Consider the following 18,138-nt stretch of genomic DNA (forward strand, 5'->3'; position numbering starts at 1 on the left):
GCATCCGACCATCACACCACGCGCCCCCGACACCCACCCCAACCCCCGACCCACCCCACTCCCGGCACCCACCCACCCCCGGCACCGTTGATCATGAAGTTGTTGTCCGCGACACGCCGGGCCGGTGACAACAACTTCATGGTCAACGCGCGCCGCGACGCTCCCTCTCAGTGCAGGGTGGAGGGTGGGGTGAGGAGGGTGAGGGCCGCCGGGAGGGTTTCGGCGATCAGCAGGAGGGACTGGCCGGCGGGCTTGATGAACTGCTGGTCGGTGAGGGTGGTCAGCCAGTCCAGCAGAGGACGGTAGAAGCCGTCCGTGTCGAGCAGGACCATCGGCTTGGTGTGCATCGCCAGGGTGGCGGTGGTCCACACCTCGAACAGCTCGTCCAGGGTGCCCAGGCCGCCGGGAAGGGTGAGGAAGGCGTCCGACCGGTCCATCATGACGGTCTTGCGGGCGGCCATCGAGTCGGTGACCACCAGCTCGTCGGAGGCCAGGTCGGCGACCTCCAGGTCGACCAGCGCCTGCGGGATCACCCCGACCGTACGGCCGCCGGCCGACCGCGCGCCGTCGGTCAGCGCTCCCATCATGCCGACGCACCCGCCGCCGCTGACCAGCGTGTGCCCGCGCCGGGCCAGCTCCGCGCCGGTGTCGAAGGCGAGGTCCAGCCAGCGCTGGTCGAGCGTACGGGAGGACGCGCAGAACACCCCGATCGCGGCCACCCGGTCAGTGCTCCCCGTGCGAGGCGGCGGCCTGCTGGTCGGCGGCGGTACGGGCGACGGCCTGCTCGCGTACCGCCTCCTGCTCGGCGGAGAGCTGCGCCTCGGCCTCCACGATGTGCCGGACCGCCGCGTCCACGTCGTCGGTGAGGCAGATCAGTTCCAGGTCCACCGGGCCGATCTTGCCGTCGGCGGCCATGGTGTCCCGCAGCCAGTCCAGCAGTCCCCGCCAGTAGTCGGTGCCCATCAGCACCACCGGGAACCGGGTCACCTTGCCGGTCTGCACCAGGGTGAGCGCCTCGAACAGCTCGTCCATGGTGCCGAACCCACCGGGCAGCACCACGAACGCCTGCGCGTACTTGACGAACATGGTCTTACGGGCGAAGAAGTAACGGAAGTCGATGGCGAGATCGACCCAGTCGTTGAGGCCCTGTTCGAAGGGAAGTTCGATGCCGAGGCCCACGGAGAGGCCACCGGCCTCGCTGGCACCCCGGTTCGCCGCCTCCATCACCCCCGGCCCGCCACCGGTGATCACCGCGTAGCCGGCGCGGGCCAGGGCCGCGCCGAGCTGTTCGGCCAGCAGACACTCGGGGCTGTCCGGTTTGCTGCGGGCCGAACCGAAGACACTCACCGCCGGGGGCAGGTCGGCCAGGGTGTCGAACCCCTCGACGAACTCGGAGAGGATGCGCAGCGCCCGCCAGGCGTCCTTGGTCTTCCAGTCCGCCCGGCCGCGCGAGTCGAGCAGCCGCTCGTCGGCGGTGCTGCTCGGCAGGGCCTTGCGGCGCAGCGTGACCGCCCCCCGGTGCCGTTCCTGCCCCGGGCTGGTGCCGCGTCCGTCGCTCTGGCTCATGCAGCCACCGTAGTGGAGGCTCCCGGCGCAGGTCGGGAGGGTCGGGAGGGTCGACCGACCGGTCCGCCGGCCCGCTCGACACCGGAGGCGGGAACCACCGCGCCGGGCGGCGGCCGGTTTCTGCCCGGTCGGCGATCCGACATCCGCGGAACGCAACGAATTCGGTCGCACGTGCGTCCTAGTATTCACACACGGGGGGAAGCCCTGACGCGCCTTCGGGGGAGGAGCAGCGTGATCAGCAGCAACGAGAGGATCCGGATCCGGCGACAGATGCAGCGGCGGATCCGGGACGTGGTGGCCGAGCGGCGCCGGGCCCGCATGATGCGGCCCATCGAACCGACCGTCGAGACCGAGGCGCGGTCGGAGACCGACGCGCCCGTACTGAGCAACGGCTGACCGACCGGCCGGGGGTGGGTGACCGGTCCGGCCGGTCGCCCGCCCCCGGTCCCGGTCAGGCCGGGGCCAGCCAGCGGTGCAGGGTCGCCGCGCCGTCGCGGATCTTCGAGATCTCGACGTGCTCGTCCTTGTGGTGGGCCAGGTTCGGGTCACCGGGGCCGAAGTTCAGCGCCGGGATGCCCATCGCCGCGAACCGGGCCACGTCCGTCCAGCCCAGCTTGCCGATCGGGGCGGCACCGACGGCGGCCAGGAACTCCTGCGCGGCCGGAGCGTCCAGGCCGGGCAGCGCACCGGCGGCCACGTCGGTCACGGTCAGCGCGTACCCGTCGAAGACCTCCCGCAGGTGCGCTTCGGCCTGGGCCGGGTCGCGGTCCGGCGCGAACCGGTAGTTGACCTCGATCTCGCACCGGTCCGGGACCACGTTCCCGGCCACCCCACCGTGGATCCGGACGGCGTTCATCCCCTCCCGGTAGGCGCAGCCGTCCAGGGTCACCCGGCGGGCCTCGTACGCCGCCAGCCGGCGCAACACCTCGCCCGCGCCGTGGATGGCGTTCACCCCGTGCCAGGAGCGGGCCGAGTGGGCCCGCTCGCCGACCGTGGTGACCACCGCCCGCATCGTGCCCTGGCAGCCGGCCTCCACGATGCCGTACGTCGGTTCGAGCAGCACCGCGAAGTCCGCCTCCAGCCACTCCGGGTGCGCCTCCGCCACCAGGTTCAGGCCGTTGTACTTCTGCTCGATCTCCTCGCCCTCGTAGAAGAAGTACGTCACGTCGTACCGGGGGTCGGGCAGGGTCACCGCCAGGTGCAACGCGTACGCCACGCCGGACTTCATGTCCGAGGTGCCGCAGCCGTACATCAGGTCGCCGCGCATGCTGGACGGGAAGTTCCCGTTCAACGGCACGGTGTCCAGGTGCCCGGCGAGCACCACCCGCTGTGCGCGTCCCAGGTCGGTGCGGGCCATCACCGTGTTGCCGTACCGGTGGGTGGTCAGGTGCGGCACCGCCCGCAGCACCTGCTCGACACAGTCGGCGATCGCCTTCTCGTTCAGGGACACGGACTCGATGTCGACCAGGGCACGGGTCAACGCCACCGGATCGGCGAGGACCTCGGGGGTCAGCGGGTTCTCCATGGTTCGCACGGTACCGTCAGGGCTGTAGGGGCCGGGAGTGAGCTGTTCCGCCCCGTGGTCGTGAACGAAGGGTGAAACCGTGACGTCCGCACAGTCTGCCTGGGGTATCGGCGTGGCCACCGTGACCGCCGGTGACCAGGTCCTCGACACCTGGTACCCGACCGGCAAGCTGGGTCTGGGCGAGCTGCCGCTGGTCCCCGGCGAGGAGCAGGCGGACGTGCTGGACCTGCCGCCGGGGGCGGTCGGCGAGCGGGCGCTGCCCGGTCTGCGTACCGTCGAGGTGGTCACCGTGATCGGCGCGCTGGACGACCCGATCAAGGACACCGCCGACGCGTACCTGCGCCTGCACCTGCTCTCGCACCGCCTGGTGCGGCCGAACGAGCTGAACCTGGACGGCATCTTCGGCAAGCTGCCGAACGTGGCCTGGACGTCGGCCGGGCCGTGCCCGCCGGAGCGGGTGGACGAGCTGCGGGTGATCGAGCGGGCCGCCGGCCGCCACCTGGCCGTGTACGGGGTGGACAAGTTCCCCCGGATGACCGACTACGTGGTGCCGTCCGGGGTGCGGATCGCCGACGCGGACCGGGTGCGGCTCGGCGCGCACCTGGCCCCCGGCACCACGGTCATGCACGAGGGCTTCGTCAACTTCAACGCCGGCACGCTGGGCACCTCGATGGTGGAGGGCCGGATCGTGCAGGGTGTGGTGGTCGGCGACGGTTCGGACATCGGCGGCGGGGCGTCGATCATGGGTACCCTCTCCGGCGGCGGCACCGACCGGGTCCGCATCGGCGAACGGAGCCTGATCGGCGCGAACGCCGGGGTGGGCATCTCGCTCGGCGACGACTGCGTGGTCGAGGCGGGCTGCTACGTCACCGCCGCGTCGAAGATCACCCTGCCGGACGGGCGGGTGGTCAAGGCCCGCGAGCTGTCCGGCGTCGACGGGCTGCTGTTCCTGCGCAACTCGGTCACCGGCACGCTGGAGGCCCGCCCCCGCACCGGCCAGGGCATCACCCTGAACGCCGCGCTGCACGCCAACGACTGAACGCCGACGGACAACCGTCGTACGCCGACGGACACGCGCGGCACGCCGACGACTGAACGCCGACGGACGCACGAGCGGCCCGCACCCCGGAAGGGGCGCGGGCCGCTCGCGTGGGGCTGGTGGTGTCCCCGGGCGTCAGCAGGGCGTCCCGGCCGGTGACCCCTGCCACCGGCCGGGACGACCCGGCTCACCGCAGCCGGTACGCCTGGGTGATCTGCTGACCGACCCGGCTGCCGTCGCTGGCGGCGGCGCTGGCCCGTAGCGTCGCCCAGCCGGTGCCGGCCGGGTGTCGGACGGTGGCGACCCAGCCGTCGCCCTGCTTCCGCAGGTGGGCCGGTTGCCAGGTCTTGCCCCCGTCGTACGACACGTCCACGGTCAGCGCGGTCACCGGGGCCGCCGGGGTGCCGGGCTGCCGCTGCACCGTCACCGGAATGGTGAAGGCCCGACCGGCCGGGGCGGCGCTGTTCGCGTCCAACCGGGGGGCGAAACGGACCGCCAGCACCGGCTGCGGCACCAGTTCCTCGCCGTCCGCGTGCCCGGACCGGAAGGTCCAGTTGGCGATCACCTCGGTGCTCAGGTCGGTGAAGTCCCGGCGGGAGACCAGCTCCGCCCGGTACTCGGCCTCCTCCGGCGGGACCTCGAACTCGCCGTACGGGTTCTCCCCGACCAGCTTGCCGTCCCGGTAGAGGCGGACCGTGTTGTCCGCCAGCGAGAACCCGGGGTGTCCCTGCGCGTCGCTGTACGTGGGCACGTACACGAGGAGCAGGTCCCCGTACCGGTACACGCCGTCGCCGGGCCTGCGCATCTGCGGCAGGGCCGGGCCGAACGGCGCGCCGTTCCACTCGTCCCGGTAGACCCGGCCGGCCCGGTAGGCGATCTCGTCGGAGTACAGCATCGTCTGCGTCTCCAGCCACCCGTCGTCCTGGAGTTCGCCGGTCTCCAGGAGCGACCACCAGCGCAGTTCCGGATGGGCGTTGACGTACTCGACCCGGCTGCCGGGCAGCGGTGCGGACACCCCGGCGGCCGACGAGAAGAAGACCCCCTCCCACTCGGGGAAGAGCGCCCGGTAGGAGTCCACCCCGGTGTCGCCGTGCAATCGCTGGTGCACGGTGGCCAGGTCACGCTTGCGGTAGTCCCGGACGAACCCGGTCGGCATCGTGCCGAGCCACCGCTCGCTCACCGCGTAGAGGTACGGGCTGGCCGCCGCCCCGTCCTGCACCCACTGGCTGCTGATCAGCCCGACGAACCCGTCCGGCGTGCCGGCCCCGCCGATCCGGCCGGTGCGCAGACCGTCGAACCCGTCCACCCAGAAGCCGGACCCGTAGTCGGCGTCGACCCCGGTGAACTGCACGGAGACGTCCACCATCGCCGGTACGGCGGACTTCTCCGGCACCGACATCCGGACCGGCCCGGTACGCCGCGCGTCCACGGTGACCCGGACGTCGCGGTCGACGGTCAGTTCCGGCTGGGCGAGCAGGGCAAGCCCGCTCCCCTCGGTCTCGAACACCCCACTGACCAGTCCGTACCGCCCCTTGGGCAGCCGGACGACGTCCAGCCCGTCGGGGCCCTGGACGTCCACCGCCCGGTACTGGTCCAGCCCGTACAGGGAGGCGTAGTGGTCGCCGGTCCGGGCCCCGGACCGGTCGAGCGTCTCGACGGTCACGTCGTAGCTCTCCACCTCCCGGTGCACGGCCAGCGGGGTCGTCACGGTCGTGCCGTCGGCGCGGGCCACCAGCCGGCCGGTGTGGTACCCGTCCGGGCCGGTCACCGCCGTGTCGGCGGTGACCGCGACCTCCACCCGACCGTTGGCCGGGACGGTCACCTGGTCCGCGCCGAGCCGGAACATGCCGGCCGGGGAGGGTTCGCCGTCGGGGCCGGTGGCCTCCACCGCCAGGCGCAGGGTCACCGGGTCGGAACCGGAGTTGTGGTACGTGACCTTCCGGCCGACCGGGGTGTCGTCGTCGTGCGGCCATTCGGTGCGGCCGAACGAGACGCTGGGCGGGTCGCTGGTGATCCGCTGGCCGATGGCGGCGGCCACGTCGACCCGGCCGGCGCCCTGCTGGAAGACGGTCTGCTCGGGATGCGCCTTCGCCGAGTTCATGGCCAGGGCCTTGAGCTGCCCGGCGGCGGCGTCCGGATGCTGCTGGGCCAGCAGCGCCACCGCGCCGGCCACGTGCGGGGCGGCCATCGAGGTGCCGGAGAGGATCACGTACCGGTCACCGACCGGGGTGCCGATCTGCCCCTTGGTCGCCTTCGCCGCCACGATGTCCACCCCGGGGGCGGTGATGTCAGGCTTGACCGCGTCGTCGTACCGACGTGGCCCCCGGCTGGAGAAGTCGGCGAGGTTGTCGTCCCGGTCGACCGCGCCCACGGTCAGCGCGGCGTCGGCGCTGCCCGGCGAGCCGACCGAGGCGTCCGAACCGTCGTTGCCGGCGGAGATCACGAACAGCGCCCCGGTCTGCGCGGTCAACGTGTCGACCGCCTCCTCCAGCGGGTCGGTCCCCGGACCGTCGTAGCCACCCAGACTCATGTTGATCACCGTCGCGTCCTGGTCGACGGCGGCCCACTGCATACCGGCCAGGATCGCCGAGTCGGTACAGAACTGGCTCTCGCACACCTTGCCGGAGAGCAGGGTGGCGTCCGGCGCGACGCCGCGGTACCTACCCCCGTCGGCGGCCCCGCTGCCACCGATGGTGGCGGCGACGTGGGTGCCGTGCCCCACGGTGTCGTCCGGGTCGGTGTCCTCGCTGAAGTTGCGGCTCCCGGCCACCCGGCCGACCAGGTCCGGATGGGTGGTGTCGACGCCGGTGTCGAGCACCGCCACCTTCACGCCCCGCCCGGTCAGGCCGGCCCGGTACGCCGCCGGCGCGCCGATCTGGGCCACGCTCCGGTCGAGGTTGATCCGGCGCTTCCCGTCCAGCCAGATCCGGTCGACACCCCCCGCCGTGTCGACCCGGGCGTCGGGCGTGCCCGTGGTGAGGGCCGTCCACACGGTGGTGGCCCGGTCCTTCGGGGCAGTGACCGCCGCGCCGCCGATGGCGGGCAACTGCCGGGTGACCCTGGTGCCGGCGGCGGACGGGCCGCCCGGCTTCGCGTCGCCCCGGTACCGCAGCAGCAGCGGCAGGGTGTCCCGCCGCGCGTCGTCGTACCCGAGGGCGGCCAGCTCGGTGACGTCGAACAGCCGCTGGTCGACCCGGCCGGCCCGGACCAGCGGCACCGCGTCCCGGGGCAGCACGACGACGTGGTCGCGGACCCGTCGGGTGACGAACGTGATGTCGGCCCGCCCCGGACCGGGGCGCACACTGACCGCGCCGTCCGCGGCGACGGTGACCCGGTCGCCGGTGAGCAGCGTGACGGTGACCGGCCGGGCGGCGGCCGCGGTCGGCCCGGGGCCGATGGCCGGTGTCCCGGTGGTGCCGGGGACGAGGGCCTGGGCGGGCGACGCACCGGGTACGACCGCGGTGGACACGCCCAGCACCAGGCCCATGAGCAGCCCTACCCTGGATCTCCCTGTTCCTGACATGCAACCTCCCATGAGGGTTCTCATCGACGCCGATGACGACGACAGGGCACCGCCACGCTTCCACACGGGACGTAGCCGGAAGGTCAGCAATATGACCGAAAAATCGGGAAAGCTAGGGCAACCTTTCACCCGCCCGGCGCGTGGTCAGATTCCTTCCGTGGATACTGCGGCCTTCAGGCCGGTGAGGAAACGGATCCCCTGCGGAGCAGGGCAGGCGACGCCGATCCGCCGGCAAGACGGACCGGTGTCCACCCGCGTGTCACCGTGAGGATCGCCGGCTGGCTCGCTAGGCTGTGGGTCGTGTCGAGGGCGGTGAAGCGGGCGTTCAGGTACCGCTTCTACCCGACCGACGGACAGGCCGCCGAGCTTGCCCGCACGTTCGGGTGTGTGCGCCTGGTCTACAACATGGCGTTGCAGGCCCGCACCGAGGCGTGGACGGTGCGTCAGGAACGGGTCAGCTACGCGGCCACGTCGGCGATGCTAACTGCCTGGAAGAAAACCGACGAGCTGGGCTTCCTCAACGAGGTGTCGTCGGTGCCGTTGCAGCAGACACTGCGGCACCTGCAGGCCGCGTTCACCAACTTCTGGGCGAAACGCGCGAAGTATCCGACGTTCAAGAGCAGGAAGAAGTCCCGCCGCTGCGCGGAGTACACCACCAGCGCCTTCCGCTACCGTGACGGCCGGCTCACCCTGGCCAAGATGACCGAACCCCTGGACATCGTGTGGTCCAGGCCGCTGCCCCAAGGGGCGGCCCCGTCCACGGTGACCGTGTCCCAGGACGCGGCCGGACGCTGGTTCGTGTCCCTGCTCTGCGAGGACGTCATCGACGTGCCGCCGGCGACCGGGCAGGTGGGGATCGACGCCGGCCTGGACAGTCTGCTCACCCTCTCCACCGGAGAGAAGATCACCAACCCGAAGCACGAACGCCGGGACCGGGCCGCCCTGACCAGAGCGCAACGGAACCTCGCCAGGAAGGAGAAAGGCTCCGCCAACCGGGCCAAGGCCCGACTCACGGTAGCCCGGGTCCACGCCCGCATCGCCGACCGTCGCCGCGATCACCTGCACAAACTCACCACTCGACTCGTTCACGAGAACCAAGTGATCGTGATCGAGGACCAAGTGATCGTGATCGAGGACCTCACCGTCCGCAACCTGCTCGGCAACCACCGCCTGGCCCGCGCCATCAGCGACGCCGCCTGGCGGCAGTTCCGCACCATGCTCGAGTACAAAGCCCACTGGTACGGCCGGACCCTCGTCGTCGTGGACCGCTGGTTCCCGTCGTCCAAACTCTGCTCCGCGTGTCGTGCCTCGCCGAGCGGATGCCGTTGCACGTCCGGGTGTGGACCTGCCGGTGCGGGCAGACTCACGACCGGGACGTCAACGCGGCCCGCACGATCCTCGCGGAGGGGCTCTCCGTGATCGCCTGTGGAGACGGCGTAAGACCCCAACGGGCGCAAGCCCGCACGGGGCGGCCGTCGACGAAGCAGGAACCCCCTGGGGCGACCCAGGGAATCCCCGTCCTTAGGGCGGGGAGGATTGTCAACGAGCGGTGACGTCGATGAGGGACCGCATGCTCGCCGGAGAGCTGTACCAGGCCGACGATCCGGAGATCCTCGCCGAACTGGACCGGGCCGCCATGCTGATGGAACGGTTCAACGGCAGCCGCGCCGACGACCCCGAGGGCCGGCTCGCCGCCCTGCGGGACCTGCTCGGCGAGGTCGGCGAGGGCACCTGGGTCCGGCCGCCGTTCCACTGCGACTACGGCAGCCGGATCACCATCGGGCCGCGCGGCTTCGTCAACTTCAACGCGGTCTTCCTGGACGTCGCCCCGATCACCATCGGCGCGGACGCGCAACTGGGGCCGAACGTCCAACTGCTCACCGCCACCCACCCGGTCGAGCCGGAGCCCAGGCGGGACAAGTGGGAGGCCGCCGCCCCGATCGTCCTCGGGGACAATGTCTGGCTCGGCGGCGGCGTGATCGTCCTCGCCGGAGTCACCATCGGCGACAACACGGTCGTCGGCGCCGGGGCCGTGGTGACCCGGGACCTGCCGGCGAACGTGGTGGCGGTCGGTAACCCCGCCCGCGTCGTCCGCTCCCTGACCTGATCCGAAGACTTCCCGACTGAGCTGCGAAAACAACCCCGAAAAGACTGGCCGCGACCGGCAGATCGAGAGCACTCTGGGTAGTGATACGGTCACCGGGAGGCAGCGATGGCCAGTCGGGTACTCGAACTGCGCGTCCACGGCGTGTCGAACACGCCACCTGACCAACTCCTGGGCCTGCGCCCCGAACCGGGCGAACCGGCCCCGCAACCGTGGCTGGTCGCCGGCGACGAGGTCACCGGCTTCTACCGCTGCCCCGGGCCGCCGCCCACCGGCCCCCGCCCCGCCGACCGCCCGGCCCCCGCCGCTGACGACCGGTCCCCCGCCACCGACCGGGCCACCACCGACGACCGGGCCACCACCGACGAGCCGGTCACCGTGGAGGCGTACAGCTGGGGGCAGTTGACCTCCGGCGCGCGGACCGCGCGGGACGTCGAACGCGCACTCTGGACGCTGCTGCTGCCGTTCACCCTCGCCAACGTGGCCCTGCACGCCCGACCGGAGATCCCCGCCGACCCGAACCGGGAACGGTGGGCCAGCCGCTCCGGCATCGCCGCCTGGCTGATCCGGCTGTTCTGCCTGAGCCTCACCGGCACCCTGGTCCTCGCCGCCACCGGCATCGGCGTGGACCTGATCGGCTGGCAGTGCGTGGACCTCGCCTGCCTGCGCCGGGTACCCGGCCCCTGGGAGTTCCTCGGGCACGGCTGGTGGAGCGAGGGCGCGCACGCCCTCGCCGCCGGGCTGCTGCTGCCGCTCGGCCTGATCGCGCTGGTCGGCCTGCTCACCTGGCGCACCTACCAGTACGAGGCGGAGATGCCCGCCGGGCCCAGCGGACCACCGGTCGGGGTGCCGCTGGCGAACCCGTTGCAGGACCCCACCTTCTGGTGCGGCGAGGGACAACTCCGGCGGGCCGCCGTCCTGCACCTGTGCTGCGGGACGGTCACCGCGGCGGCGGTACCACTCGGCGCGGTGCTCGCCATGGACCCGCCGCAGGGTCCACGCGCCGCGCTGGCCTGGTCCACGGTGGCCCTGCTGGTACTGCCGGTGCTGGTGGCCGTGGTGGCGCTCGGGCAGCCGTACCTGACCCGGCGCGGCGGGCACACCCCGCTCGGCCCGTACAGCGTGCTGGTGGTGGTGAGCACCCTGGCCGGGCTGGGCGGCACCTTCCTGCTCCTGCTGCTGCCCGACGGGCCGGCCGGCGTACCGCTGGCCGACCTGCGGCCACCGACCGGCTGCGCGGTCCGCCTCGACACACCCGGCTGCGGCACCGACCGCTCCCTGCCCGGGTACGACTGGATCATCGCCTGGTGGGCGGTCGGCCAGTTCCTCCTGCTCATCGCGATCGGCGCGGTGTCCCGCACCGGCCGGTGGGCGCTGGTCCCCCCGGCCGGCGCGGGGCTGGCCCTGCTGGTCGGGGTCGCCTGGGTCGCCGGCTGGCTGCCCGCGTTGCCCGCCCCACCGGACCGGCTCGACATCTGGATGCTGGTGCCCCCGGCGATCGGCCTGGCCGCCGTCGGGCTCCTCCTGCGCCGCCCGGCGCCGGACGTGCCACCCCGGGACCGGCACGCCGCACTGGCCTGGGGCGGCCGGGGACCGGCCCTGATCGCCGGCCTCGGCTGGCTGCTCGGCATGGCCTACTGCGCCGGCGTCCTCTACTGGGTCAGCAACCGGCTCAACTCCGGCGACCGGGTCACGGTGGCAGCCCCGGTCCCGGTGCGGTGGGCCGGGCTGGTCTTCGCCGTCGCCCTGCTGGTCGTCCTCGCCACCGCCGTCCGGGCCGGGCTGATCTTCACCGGACTTCGGCACCGGGAGTACGAACGCCTGGTGGCGACCGGTCGCCGGCTCTCCGCCCACGACGTACGCCGGTGCCGGGACGTGAGCACCTTCCGGGCGCTGCACCGGCTCGTCGGGGAACACGCGGTCCGGCTCACCGGCCGGTGCGCGACGGTCGTCGCCGTCCTCGCCGCGCTGGGCTGCGCCGCCGCCCTCTCCCACGCCCAGCCGCACCCGGCCCCGGGCACCGGCTGGGGCGTCCTGGTCCGGGGGGCCGCCGACAGCGGGGACAAGCTGCTCGGCTGGCTGCCCGCGCTGATCGCCGCGCTCGGCCTGCTGGTCTACCGCAACGACACGGCCCGCCGGTCGGTCGGGGTGCTCTGGGACATCGGCACCTTCTGGCCCCGGGCCGCCCACCCGCTCGCCCCACCGAGCTACGCCGAACGGGCCGTACCGGAGTTGCAGACCCGGGTCGCCGGGCTGCTCGCCCTGCCCGAGGACGACCCGCGCGGGGTGTCCGGAGTGATCCTCTCCGGGCACAGCCAGGGCACGGTCATCTGCGCCGCCATGATCTTCCAGTTGCCGGCCCGGTGGCGACGCCGGGTGTGGTTCTTCTCGTACGGCTGCCAGCTCGCCCGACTGTACGGACGGGTCTTCCCCGCGTACTTCGGGCCGCAGCGGCTGCCGGTGCTGGCCGACGCGCTCACCGACCGGTCCGGCCGGACCGCCTGGACGAACTTCTGGCGGGAGACCGACCCGCTGGGCTGGCCGGTGACCGCGGCTCGACGGGAGCTGGCCGTCCAGGACCCGGAGGGGCTGCACCCCACCGGCGGGGAGGTCACCGACCCGCCGATCCGCAACCACAGCGGGTACCCGGAATCCGCCGAGTTCCTCGCCGAACGGGACCGGGTGGCCGGGCTGCTCCGGCCGGACGTCCCGTCACCCCGACAGGGGGTCGGCTGACCGGCCGTCAGACCTGGACCGGGTCGGCCGGGCCGTCAGACCTGGGTCGGGTCGGTCAGGCGGACCACCAGGTCGGCGCGTGCGGCGGTACCGGCCACCAGCGCCGCGTTGGCCTCGTCCGAGCCGTACGCCCAGCGGCGGGCCTCGGCCGGCGACCGCCCGTACGCCTCGTGCCGGGCGGTGAGCCGGCGCAGCCGCAGCTCGACGTCGAGGTCGAGGAACCAGGCGTCGTGCAGCAGGGTGCGGACCTCGTCCCACGGGTCGTCGGGGAGGAGGAGGTAGTTGCCCTCGGTCACCACCAGCGTGACCCAGGGCGGCACCGCGATCGACCCGGCCACCGGCTCCTCGATGTCCCGGTGGAAGGCGGGAGCGTACACGGCGGTCGGTTCCAGCCGGTGCAACCGACGCAGCAGGGACACGTAGCCGTACGCGTCGAAGGTGTCCACCGCGCCCTTGCGGTCGGCCCGGCCCTGCCGGAGCAGCTCGGCCTGGGCCAGGTGGAAGCCGTCCATCGGCACCAGCCGGGCGGTCTCGCCGACCTCGGCCACGATCCGCTCGGCGAGCGTGGACTTGCCGGCCCCCGGCGCGCCGGCGATGCCGAGCAGCTGGCGTGGGCCGGCGGCGGCCAGCTCCCGGGCCCGCGCCACCAGCTCCCCGACCGTGCACTCCCGGGCCGGCACCGGACCGCCCGACGACGCCGGGTCACCGGGCGGCACCGGACCGGCTGGCGGCACCGGACCGGGCGGCGGGGCGTCGGCCATCAGTCCAGGACCGGCTCGCTGATCGCGAACCGGGCCTCGACGGCGGCCTGCACGGTCTGCTGCTGCGGGTCGAGGTCGATCTCCGGAGCCGCACCGCCCCCGCCCCTGCCGGCGTAACCGGCCGCCCGGAACGTCATCGGCTGGGCGGCCAGCCCGGTGTCGGAGAGTTCGAGCAGAGCGGTCACCCGGGCACCCAGCGCCTCGGCGTACTCCCGGGCCCGCTGGATCGCCTCCGCGATGGCGGCCTGCCGGGCCTCCCGGTGCACCGGGCTGTCCGGACGCAGGGACCACCAGGGGCCGGCGACGGCGACCTGGTCCTGGTCGGCCAGGCGGAGCATCAGCTCACCGAGCACCGTGAAGTCGGTGACGGTGACCGTGGTGGTGACGCTGCCGTGGTACGCCACGACCCGCTCGCCGGACCGCTTCAACTCGGGACGGACCCGCAGCTCACCGCTCTCCCGACGGTCCACCGCCGGGCCGTACCCGTCGAGCAGCACCCGGATCGCGGCGGCCCGCTCGGCCAGCCTGGTCAGCGTCGCCTCGCGGTCCTTGTCGCGGGCCATCGCGGTCACCGCGAAGCGGGCGATCTCGGGAGCCACCTCCCGGTACGCCTCGCCGCGTACCGCCACCACCGGTCCGTCCACCATGTGCTCACCCTAGCCGCGCTCCATCTCCCCCGCCGGCTTGTGCGCGGTGTACTCGACCGCCGTCCCGCTGATCCGGCACCGGCTGAGATGACCGCCGGCCGCGCCGATCCCGAGCAGGAAGTCGAGTTCCTCCCGACCACCGTCGGCGCCCGGACCACCGCCGTCCCGACCACCGTCACCGTGATCGCCGCCGGTCCCGTGATCGCCACCGTCGCCGTGGTCGCTGCCGGTGTCGGCCGGGAAGCTGCGGTGGATCTCGGTGAAGGCCCGGCCGGTCAGGGCGGTCCGGGTGGCGCGGGCGTCCCGGTAGCCGGCGGTGAGCGCCCCGGCGTCGGCGTCGGCCAGCGCGCCGGCCAGCTCGTCCAGGAAGGACCGGACGCCGGCCAGTTCCCGCAGCACGTGCTCCCGGTTGCCGAGCAGCATGTTCGCGGTCCGCTCCGGCGGGGTGCCCGCCACCCGGGTACCGTCCCGGAAACTCCCGGCGGCCAGCGCCAGCACCGCGTCGCGCAGCGCGGACCGGTCCACCGCCCCGGCCAGGGCCCCGGCCAGCAGGTGCGGCACGTGCGAGGCGAGCGCGGCCACCGCGTCGTGCCGGTCCGCCGCCATCGGCACCACCCGGGCCTGGAACACCTCGCCGAGCAGCCCGGTCAGCCACCGGAACGCGGGCAGGCCGGGGCCCGCCGAGGGGCAGAGCACCCAGGCCGCCCCGGTGAGGAGATCAGGTTCGGCAGCGCCGAGCCCGGCCCGGTCGGTGCCGGCCATCGGGTGCCCGGGTACGAAACGGTGGGTCAGCCCGTGGGCGGCGGCGAACGCGGCCAGCCCGCCCTTGGTGCTCCCCACGTCGGTGAGGACGCACTCCCCGCCGGTCGCCGCCGCGACGGTCAGCAGGGTCTCCGGCAGGGTGGGCAGCGGCCCGCAGAGGAACACCACGTACCGGCCGGCGACCGCTGCGGTCAGCTCGTCCGGAGCGGGCACCCCGGCGTCGCGGGCCGCCAGGCGGGTCGCCGGATCCGGGTCCCAGCCGGTCACGTCGAGGCCGGCCCGGTGCAGCCGGAGCAGGATCGAGCCACCGATCAGGCCGGTGCCGACCACCGCCGCCCGGACCCGCGTACCAGAGCTTGCCACCATCTGCCCACCTCGGCGTTCCGCTCGGTGCGGGTCGAGGCTGACCCCGTTCGGCGCCGAGGATATCGCCCCGGCCGACGGCGTACCGACCGGTGACGTGCGGAGTCCGGCCACCGGGACCCGCCGGCCCCGACCCACCACCACCGACCCGGATCAGTCGGTGTGCTCGGTGACCACCCGCCGCCATCTGGTGAAGGCGGTGACGGTTCCGCCGGACAGGTACTGCCAGGGCCAGTTGGTGACCCTGTCACCGATCACCGCGAACTGCCCGGCCGCCGAGTCGTGGTCCCCGGCCAACGTGAAGGCCATGGCGAACGAGTTGTGCAGGGTCGGCCAACCCGGCCGGGGACGGTGGTCCGGGTGCCGGACGGAGTGGTCGGCGGCGGCGTTCAGCTCGGCCACCACCTCGTCGGAGCGCAGGTACTCGTCGTCCTCGCCGGCCGGGAGCCGGAGCCACACCTCCAGGTGCGCGGCTGACACGAGCTGTCCCAACGGCGTACCGGCCGGTGCCCCGGCCGATGCGGTGCGGGCGAACTCCAGCGCCTCCTCGTGGCTGCCGGACCACTTCGCGCAGCGGTACTGGAGCATCTGCTCGTGCGCGATCCGGTGCCCCGGGTGCCGCTCGACCACCTCGCCGAACCGGCGGTCGGCCTCGGCCCGGTCCACCTGCCGGCCCCGCGCGGAGGTGACCAGGAAGGCGCGGGCGGTGGTGTCGTCCGGGTCCCGGGCGGCCACCTCGTCCAGGCAGTTCTCGGCGAACTTCAACCGTCGCCAGAACTCCCGGAACTGCTCCTGGCTGGTCCGGGAGGCGGCCTGCGCGCCCCGGGCCTCCCACGCCCAGTAGACCGCGTGCGCCCCCTGCACCAGCAGCGGGAGCGTCGAGCGGGGTTCCGCCTCGACCCACTCCCGGATCCACTCCTGCACGCCCGGCACGTCGGCGGCGACCGAGACGTGGAACGCGTGGTCGTCCGGGTCGGTGACCGGGGTGAGCAGGTCCCGGGCGGTCCGCCAGTCCCGCCGCTCCAGCGCCGTGATCAGCTCCCGTGCGGTCGGCTCACCCATCGCCGGGTCGACCCGCAGCGTCGGGACGTCGTCGTGCTTCCGGGCCCGTCGGAACGGCCACATGTCCGGTACCTCCCCCGTGTCGAGCGCCGATCGTAGGGTCCGGTCGATCGGACCGGAAGAGGGTTGTCGTACGAAGATCCACGTCGTACCGTCCCTGCGCCGCTCGCCGTTCGGGCGGGCCACGGGGGAAGGAACTCCACATGTCCGCGACGTACCGGGCGCTCGCCTCGGTGCTCATGTTGATCGGCTTCTACGTCGTCGCGCTGCTCCAACTGGCCGCCGTCGGCGCGTTCGGCTGGTGGCTGCTGGGCGTCTCCAACGGCCTCGTCACCGCCAAGTTGACCCTCCCGCTGCTGGTCGCGCTGGGCGCGGTGGTGGTCGCGCTGTGGCGGGCCGTCCGCACCCGGAACGAACCCGAGCCGGGGCTGACCGTCGGTGACCGGGAGGCACCGCAGCTGTGGGCCGCCGTCCGGGAGCTGGCCGCCGCCGTCGGTACCCGCCCGCCCGACGAGATCCGGATCGTGCCGGGCGTCAACGCCGCCGTCGCCGAGGACGCCAAGCTGCTCGGCCTGCTGCCCGGCCGGCGCATCCTCTACGTCGGACTTCCGCTGCTCCAGACCATGCGGACCGACCAGATCCGCTCGGTGCTCGCGCACGAGCTGGGCCACTACTCCGGGCAGCACACCCGGCTGGGCGGGGTGGCGTACCGGGGGCGGCTGGCCATCCTCGGCACCGTCGGCCGGATCAGCGGACGCAACCCGATCGGCTGGGTCTTCACCGCGTACGCCAAGCTCTACCTGCGGGTGGACAACGCCGCGTCACGCCGCCAGGAGCTGGAGGCGGACCGCTCGTCGGTGCTGCTGGCCGGCCCGGAGGCGGCGGCCTCCGCGTTGCGGGCGCTGCCCGCGCTGGACGCGGCGTGGGGTTTCTACATGCGCCGGTACGTCGAGCCGGGCTGGAGCGCCGACCTCGCCCCGGACGACCTGTTCGGCGGCTTCGCCGAGTTCTGCGCCGCCCGGGAGCAGGAACTCGTCGCGCTGCGCGAGGCCCCGCCGGACGAGGAGCGGTCCCCCTGGGACACCCACCCGCCGATCGGCGTGCGGATCGCCGCGATGCGGGACGCCCCGGCCGGCACCGTCGACCCGGACCCGCGACCGGCCGCGCACCTGCTCGCCGATCCCGCGGGCGCGGGCCGGCAGCTCCAGCAGATCGTCGTCGAGCACGGCCGGCGGCAGCGGCTGCCCTGGCCGGAGTTCACCGCGGCGGCGGTGGCCGCCATGGTGCAGCGGCAGGCCGACCGGATCTTCCGGGCCGCCGGCCGGTTCGCCGGCACCCCGGAGCCGTCCCTGGCGACCGTGCTGGACCTGGTCCGGTCGAACCGGCTGGGTGAGTTCGCCGAGCGGTTCTTCACCGACGCCACCCGCCGGGAGGCCGCGCTGCGGTTCGCCGAGCCGATGGAGATCCTGTTCGAGAACGCCGTGGTCCGGGCCGGGGCGGCCCGGTGGGAGCACTCGTGGAGCGGTCCGGCCCGGCTGGTCGGCCCGGCCGGTGAGCCGGTGGATCTCGCGGAGACCGCCAAGCTGGCCGTCGCCCCGCAGACCCTGGACGAGGCGCTGGCCCGGCTCAGCGCGTTCGGCGTCGACCCGGGGCGGGTCACCGTGGTGCAGTCCCGGGTCACCGCCCGCGACGCCGACCTGGTCGGCGCGATCGCCAACGTGAAGGTCGACGGGGTGCAGCACGACGTGCTGATCCTGGACCGGGGGCTGGTGCTGGTCGGCAAGCCGGGCCGCGCCGGCAACGGGCAGAAGCGGCTGCGCAAGCTGGTCGGGTCGGCCCCGGTGGAGCAGATCGCCGCCGCGCACACCTTCCTGCCGTACGAGGAGATCGTCGCGGCGACGGTCCGCCGGCAGGTGCCGTTGAAGGCCGAGCTGACCCTGCACGACGGCCGTACCGTCGCCGTCCAGGAGCTCTACGGCAGCGAGCTGCTGGAGAAGCACAGCCGGGACAACCTGCTCGCCGTGCTGCGTTCGATCGACGAGTGAGCCGG

Annotated in this window: 15 protein-coding genes; 7 read left to right on the plus strand and 8 right to left on the minus strand. The window is 73.5% G+C overall.

Annotated elements, in window-relative coordinates; all coding sequences use genetic code 11:
- Positions 1 to 167 precede the first annotated feature (167 nt).
- Together PVK37_RS01470 and PVK37_RS01475 are read right to left on the minus strand one after the other, a co-directional pair.
- The gene (locus PVK37_RS01470) at positions 168 to 719 is read right to left on the minus strand and encodes an LOG family protein (RefSeq protein WP_275031862.1); all 552 of its coding nucleotides are present in this window, start codon (positions 717 to 719) and stop codon (positions 168 to 170) included.
- Between the two features lie 4 nt (positions 720 to 723).
- Entirely contained in the window at positions 724 to 1,566 is an 843-nt protein-coding gene (locus PVK37_RS01475; protein WP_275031863.1) for an LOG family protein, read from the minus strand.
- A 231-nt stretch (positions 1,567 to 1,797) separates the two neighbouring features.
- On the opposite strand from PVK37_RS01475, the gene PVK37_RS01480 reads away from it, so the two are divergent.
- The gene (locus PVK37_RS01480; RefSeq protein WP_275031864.1) at positions 1,798 to 1,962 is read left to right on the plus strand and encodes a hypothetical protein; all 165 of its coding nucleotides are present in this window, start codon (positions 1,798 to 1,800) and stop codon (positions 1,960 to 1,962) included.
- Between the two features lie 55 nt (positions 1,963 to 2,017).
- Here the strand turns inward: PVK37_RS01480 and dapE are convergent, their stop codons facing one another.
- Entirely contained in the window at positions 2,018 to 3,091 is a 1,074-nt protein-coding gene (dapE, locus tag PVK37_RS01485; protein WP_275031865.1) for a succinyl-diaminopimelate desuccinylase, read from the minus strand.
- Between the two features lie 79 nt (positions 3,092 to 3,170).
- Between dapE and dapD the strand changes: the two genes are divergently transcribed.
- Complete coding sequence (gene dapD, locus PVK37_RS01490; RefSeq protein ID WP_275031866.1) at positions 3,171 to 4,130, plus strand: 2,3,4,5-tetrahydropyridine-2,6-dicarboxylate N-succinyltransferase; 960 nt, start codon at positions 3,171 to 3,173, stop codon at positions 4,128 to 4,130.
- A gap of 187 nt (positions 4,131 to 4,317) precedes the next feature.
- Here dapD and PVK37_RS01495 read toward each other — a convergent pair whose 3' ends face one another.
- The gene (locus PVK37_RS01495) at positions 4,318 to 7,617 is read right to left on the minus strand and encodes a S8 family serine peptidase (protein WP_275031867.1); all 3,300 of its coding nucleotides are present in this window, start codon (positions 7,615 to 7,617) and stop codon (positions 4,318 to 4,320) included.
- Positions 7,618 to 7,953: 336 nt separating this feature from the next.
- On the opposite strand from PVK37_RS01495, the gene PVK37_RS01500 reads away from it, so the two are divergent.
- The 4 genes from PVK37_RS01500 (at position 7,954) to PVK37_RS01510 (ending at position 12,493) form a co-directional block, all read left to right on the plus strand.
- On the plus strand, positions 7,954 to 9,072 hold the full coding sequence (locus PVK37_RS01500) for an RNA-guided endonuclease InsQ/TnpB family protein (RefSeq protein ID WP_275031868.1): 1,119 nt from the start codon (positions 7,954 to 7,956) through the stop codon (positions 9,070 to 9,072).
- Positions 8,973 to 9,206 carry a zinc ribbon domain-containing protein gene (locus PVK37_RS31775; RefSeq protein ID WP_423790980.1) on the plus strand — a complete coding sequence of 78 codons (234 nt, stop codon included), beginning with the start codon at positions 8,973 to 8,975 and terminating at the stop codon, positions 9,204 to 9,206. Before PVK37_RS01500 ends, PVK37_RS31775 begins: the two co-directional genes overlap by 100 nt.
- Positions 9,203 to 9,760 (plus strand): sugar O-acetyltransferase, encoded by a 558-nt coding sequence (locus tag PVK37_RS01505; RefSeq protein ID WP_275031869.1) that lies wholly within the window; start codon positions 9,203 to 9,205, stop codon positions 9,758 to 9,760. Before PVK37_RS31775 ends, PVK37_RS01505 begins: the two co-directional genes overlap by 4 nt.
- A gap of 105 nt (positions 9,761 to 9,865) precedes the next feature.
- Complete coding sequence (locus PVK37_RS01510) at positions 9,866 to 12,493, plus strand: hypothetical protein (protein WP_275031870.1); 2,628 nt, start codon at positions 9,866 to 9,868, stop codon at positions 12,491 to 12,493.
- A gap of 35 nt (positions 12,494 to 12,528) precedes the next feature.
- Here PVK37_RS01510 and PVK37_RS01515 read toward each other — a convergent pair whose 3' ends face one another.
- The 4 genes from PVK37_RS01515 to PVK37_RS01530 form a co-directional block, all read right to left on the minus strand.
- Positions 12,529 to 13,254: a nucleoside/nucleotide kinase family protein gene (locus PVK37_RS01515; protein WP_275031871.1), complete on the minus strand. Its 726-nt coding sequence runs from the start codon at positions 13,252 to 13,254 to the stop codon at positions 12,529 to 12,531.
- Positions 13,254 to 13,901, minus strand: a complete 648-nt coding sequence (locus tag PVK37_RS01520; protein WP_275031872.1) for an SIMPL domain-containing protein — start codon at positions 13,899 to 13,901, stop codon at positions 13,254 to 13,256. Before PVK37_RS01520 ends, PVK37_RS01515 begins: the two co-directional genes overlap by 1 nt.
- A gap of 9 nt (positions 13,902 to 13,910) precedes the next feature.
- Positions 13,911 to 15,029, minus strand: coding sequence for a prephenate dehydrogenase (locus PVK37_RS01525; RefSeq protein ID WP_275031873.1), 1,119 nt, complete (start codon positions 15,027 to 15,029; stop codon positions 13,911 to 13,913).
- 150 nt (positions 15,030 to 15,179) lie between these two features.
- Positions 15,180 to 16,151 (minus strand): DUF4034 domain-containing protein, encoded by a 972-nt coding sequence (locus tag PVK37_RS01530; protein WP_275031874.1) that lies wholly within the window; start codon positions 16,149 to 16,151, stop codon positions 15,180 to 15,182.
- A gap of 140 nt (positions 16,152 to 16,291) precedes the next feature.
- Here PVK37_RS01530 and PVK37_RS01535 point away from each other — a divergent pair, with 140 nt between their 5' ends.
- Positions 16,292 to 18,133 carry a M48 family metallopeptidase gene (locus tag PVK37_RS01535; RefSeq protein ID WP_275031875.1) on the plus strand — a complete coding sequence of 614 codons (1,842 nt, stop codon included), beginning with the start codon at positions 16,292 to 16,294 and terminating at the stop codon, positions 18,131 to 18,133.
- Positions 18,134 to 18,138: the final 5 nt, after the last annotated feature.

Origin of the sequence: Micromonospora cathayae (assembly GCF_028993575.1) — a bacterium.
Taxonomy (GTDB): Bacteria; Actinomycetota; Actinomycetes; order Mycobacteriales; family Micromonosporaceae; genus Micromonospora; species Micromonospora cathayae.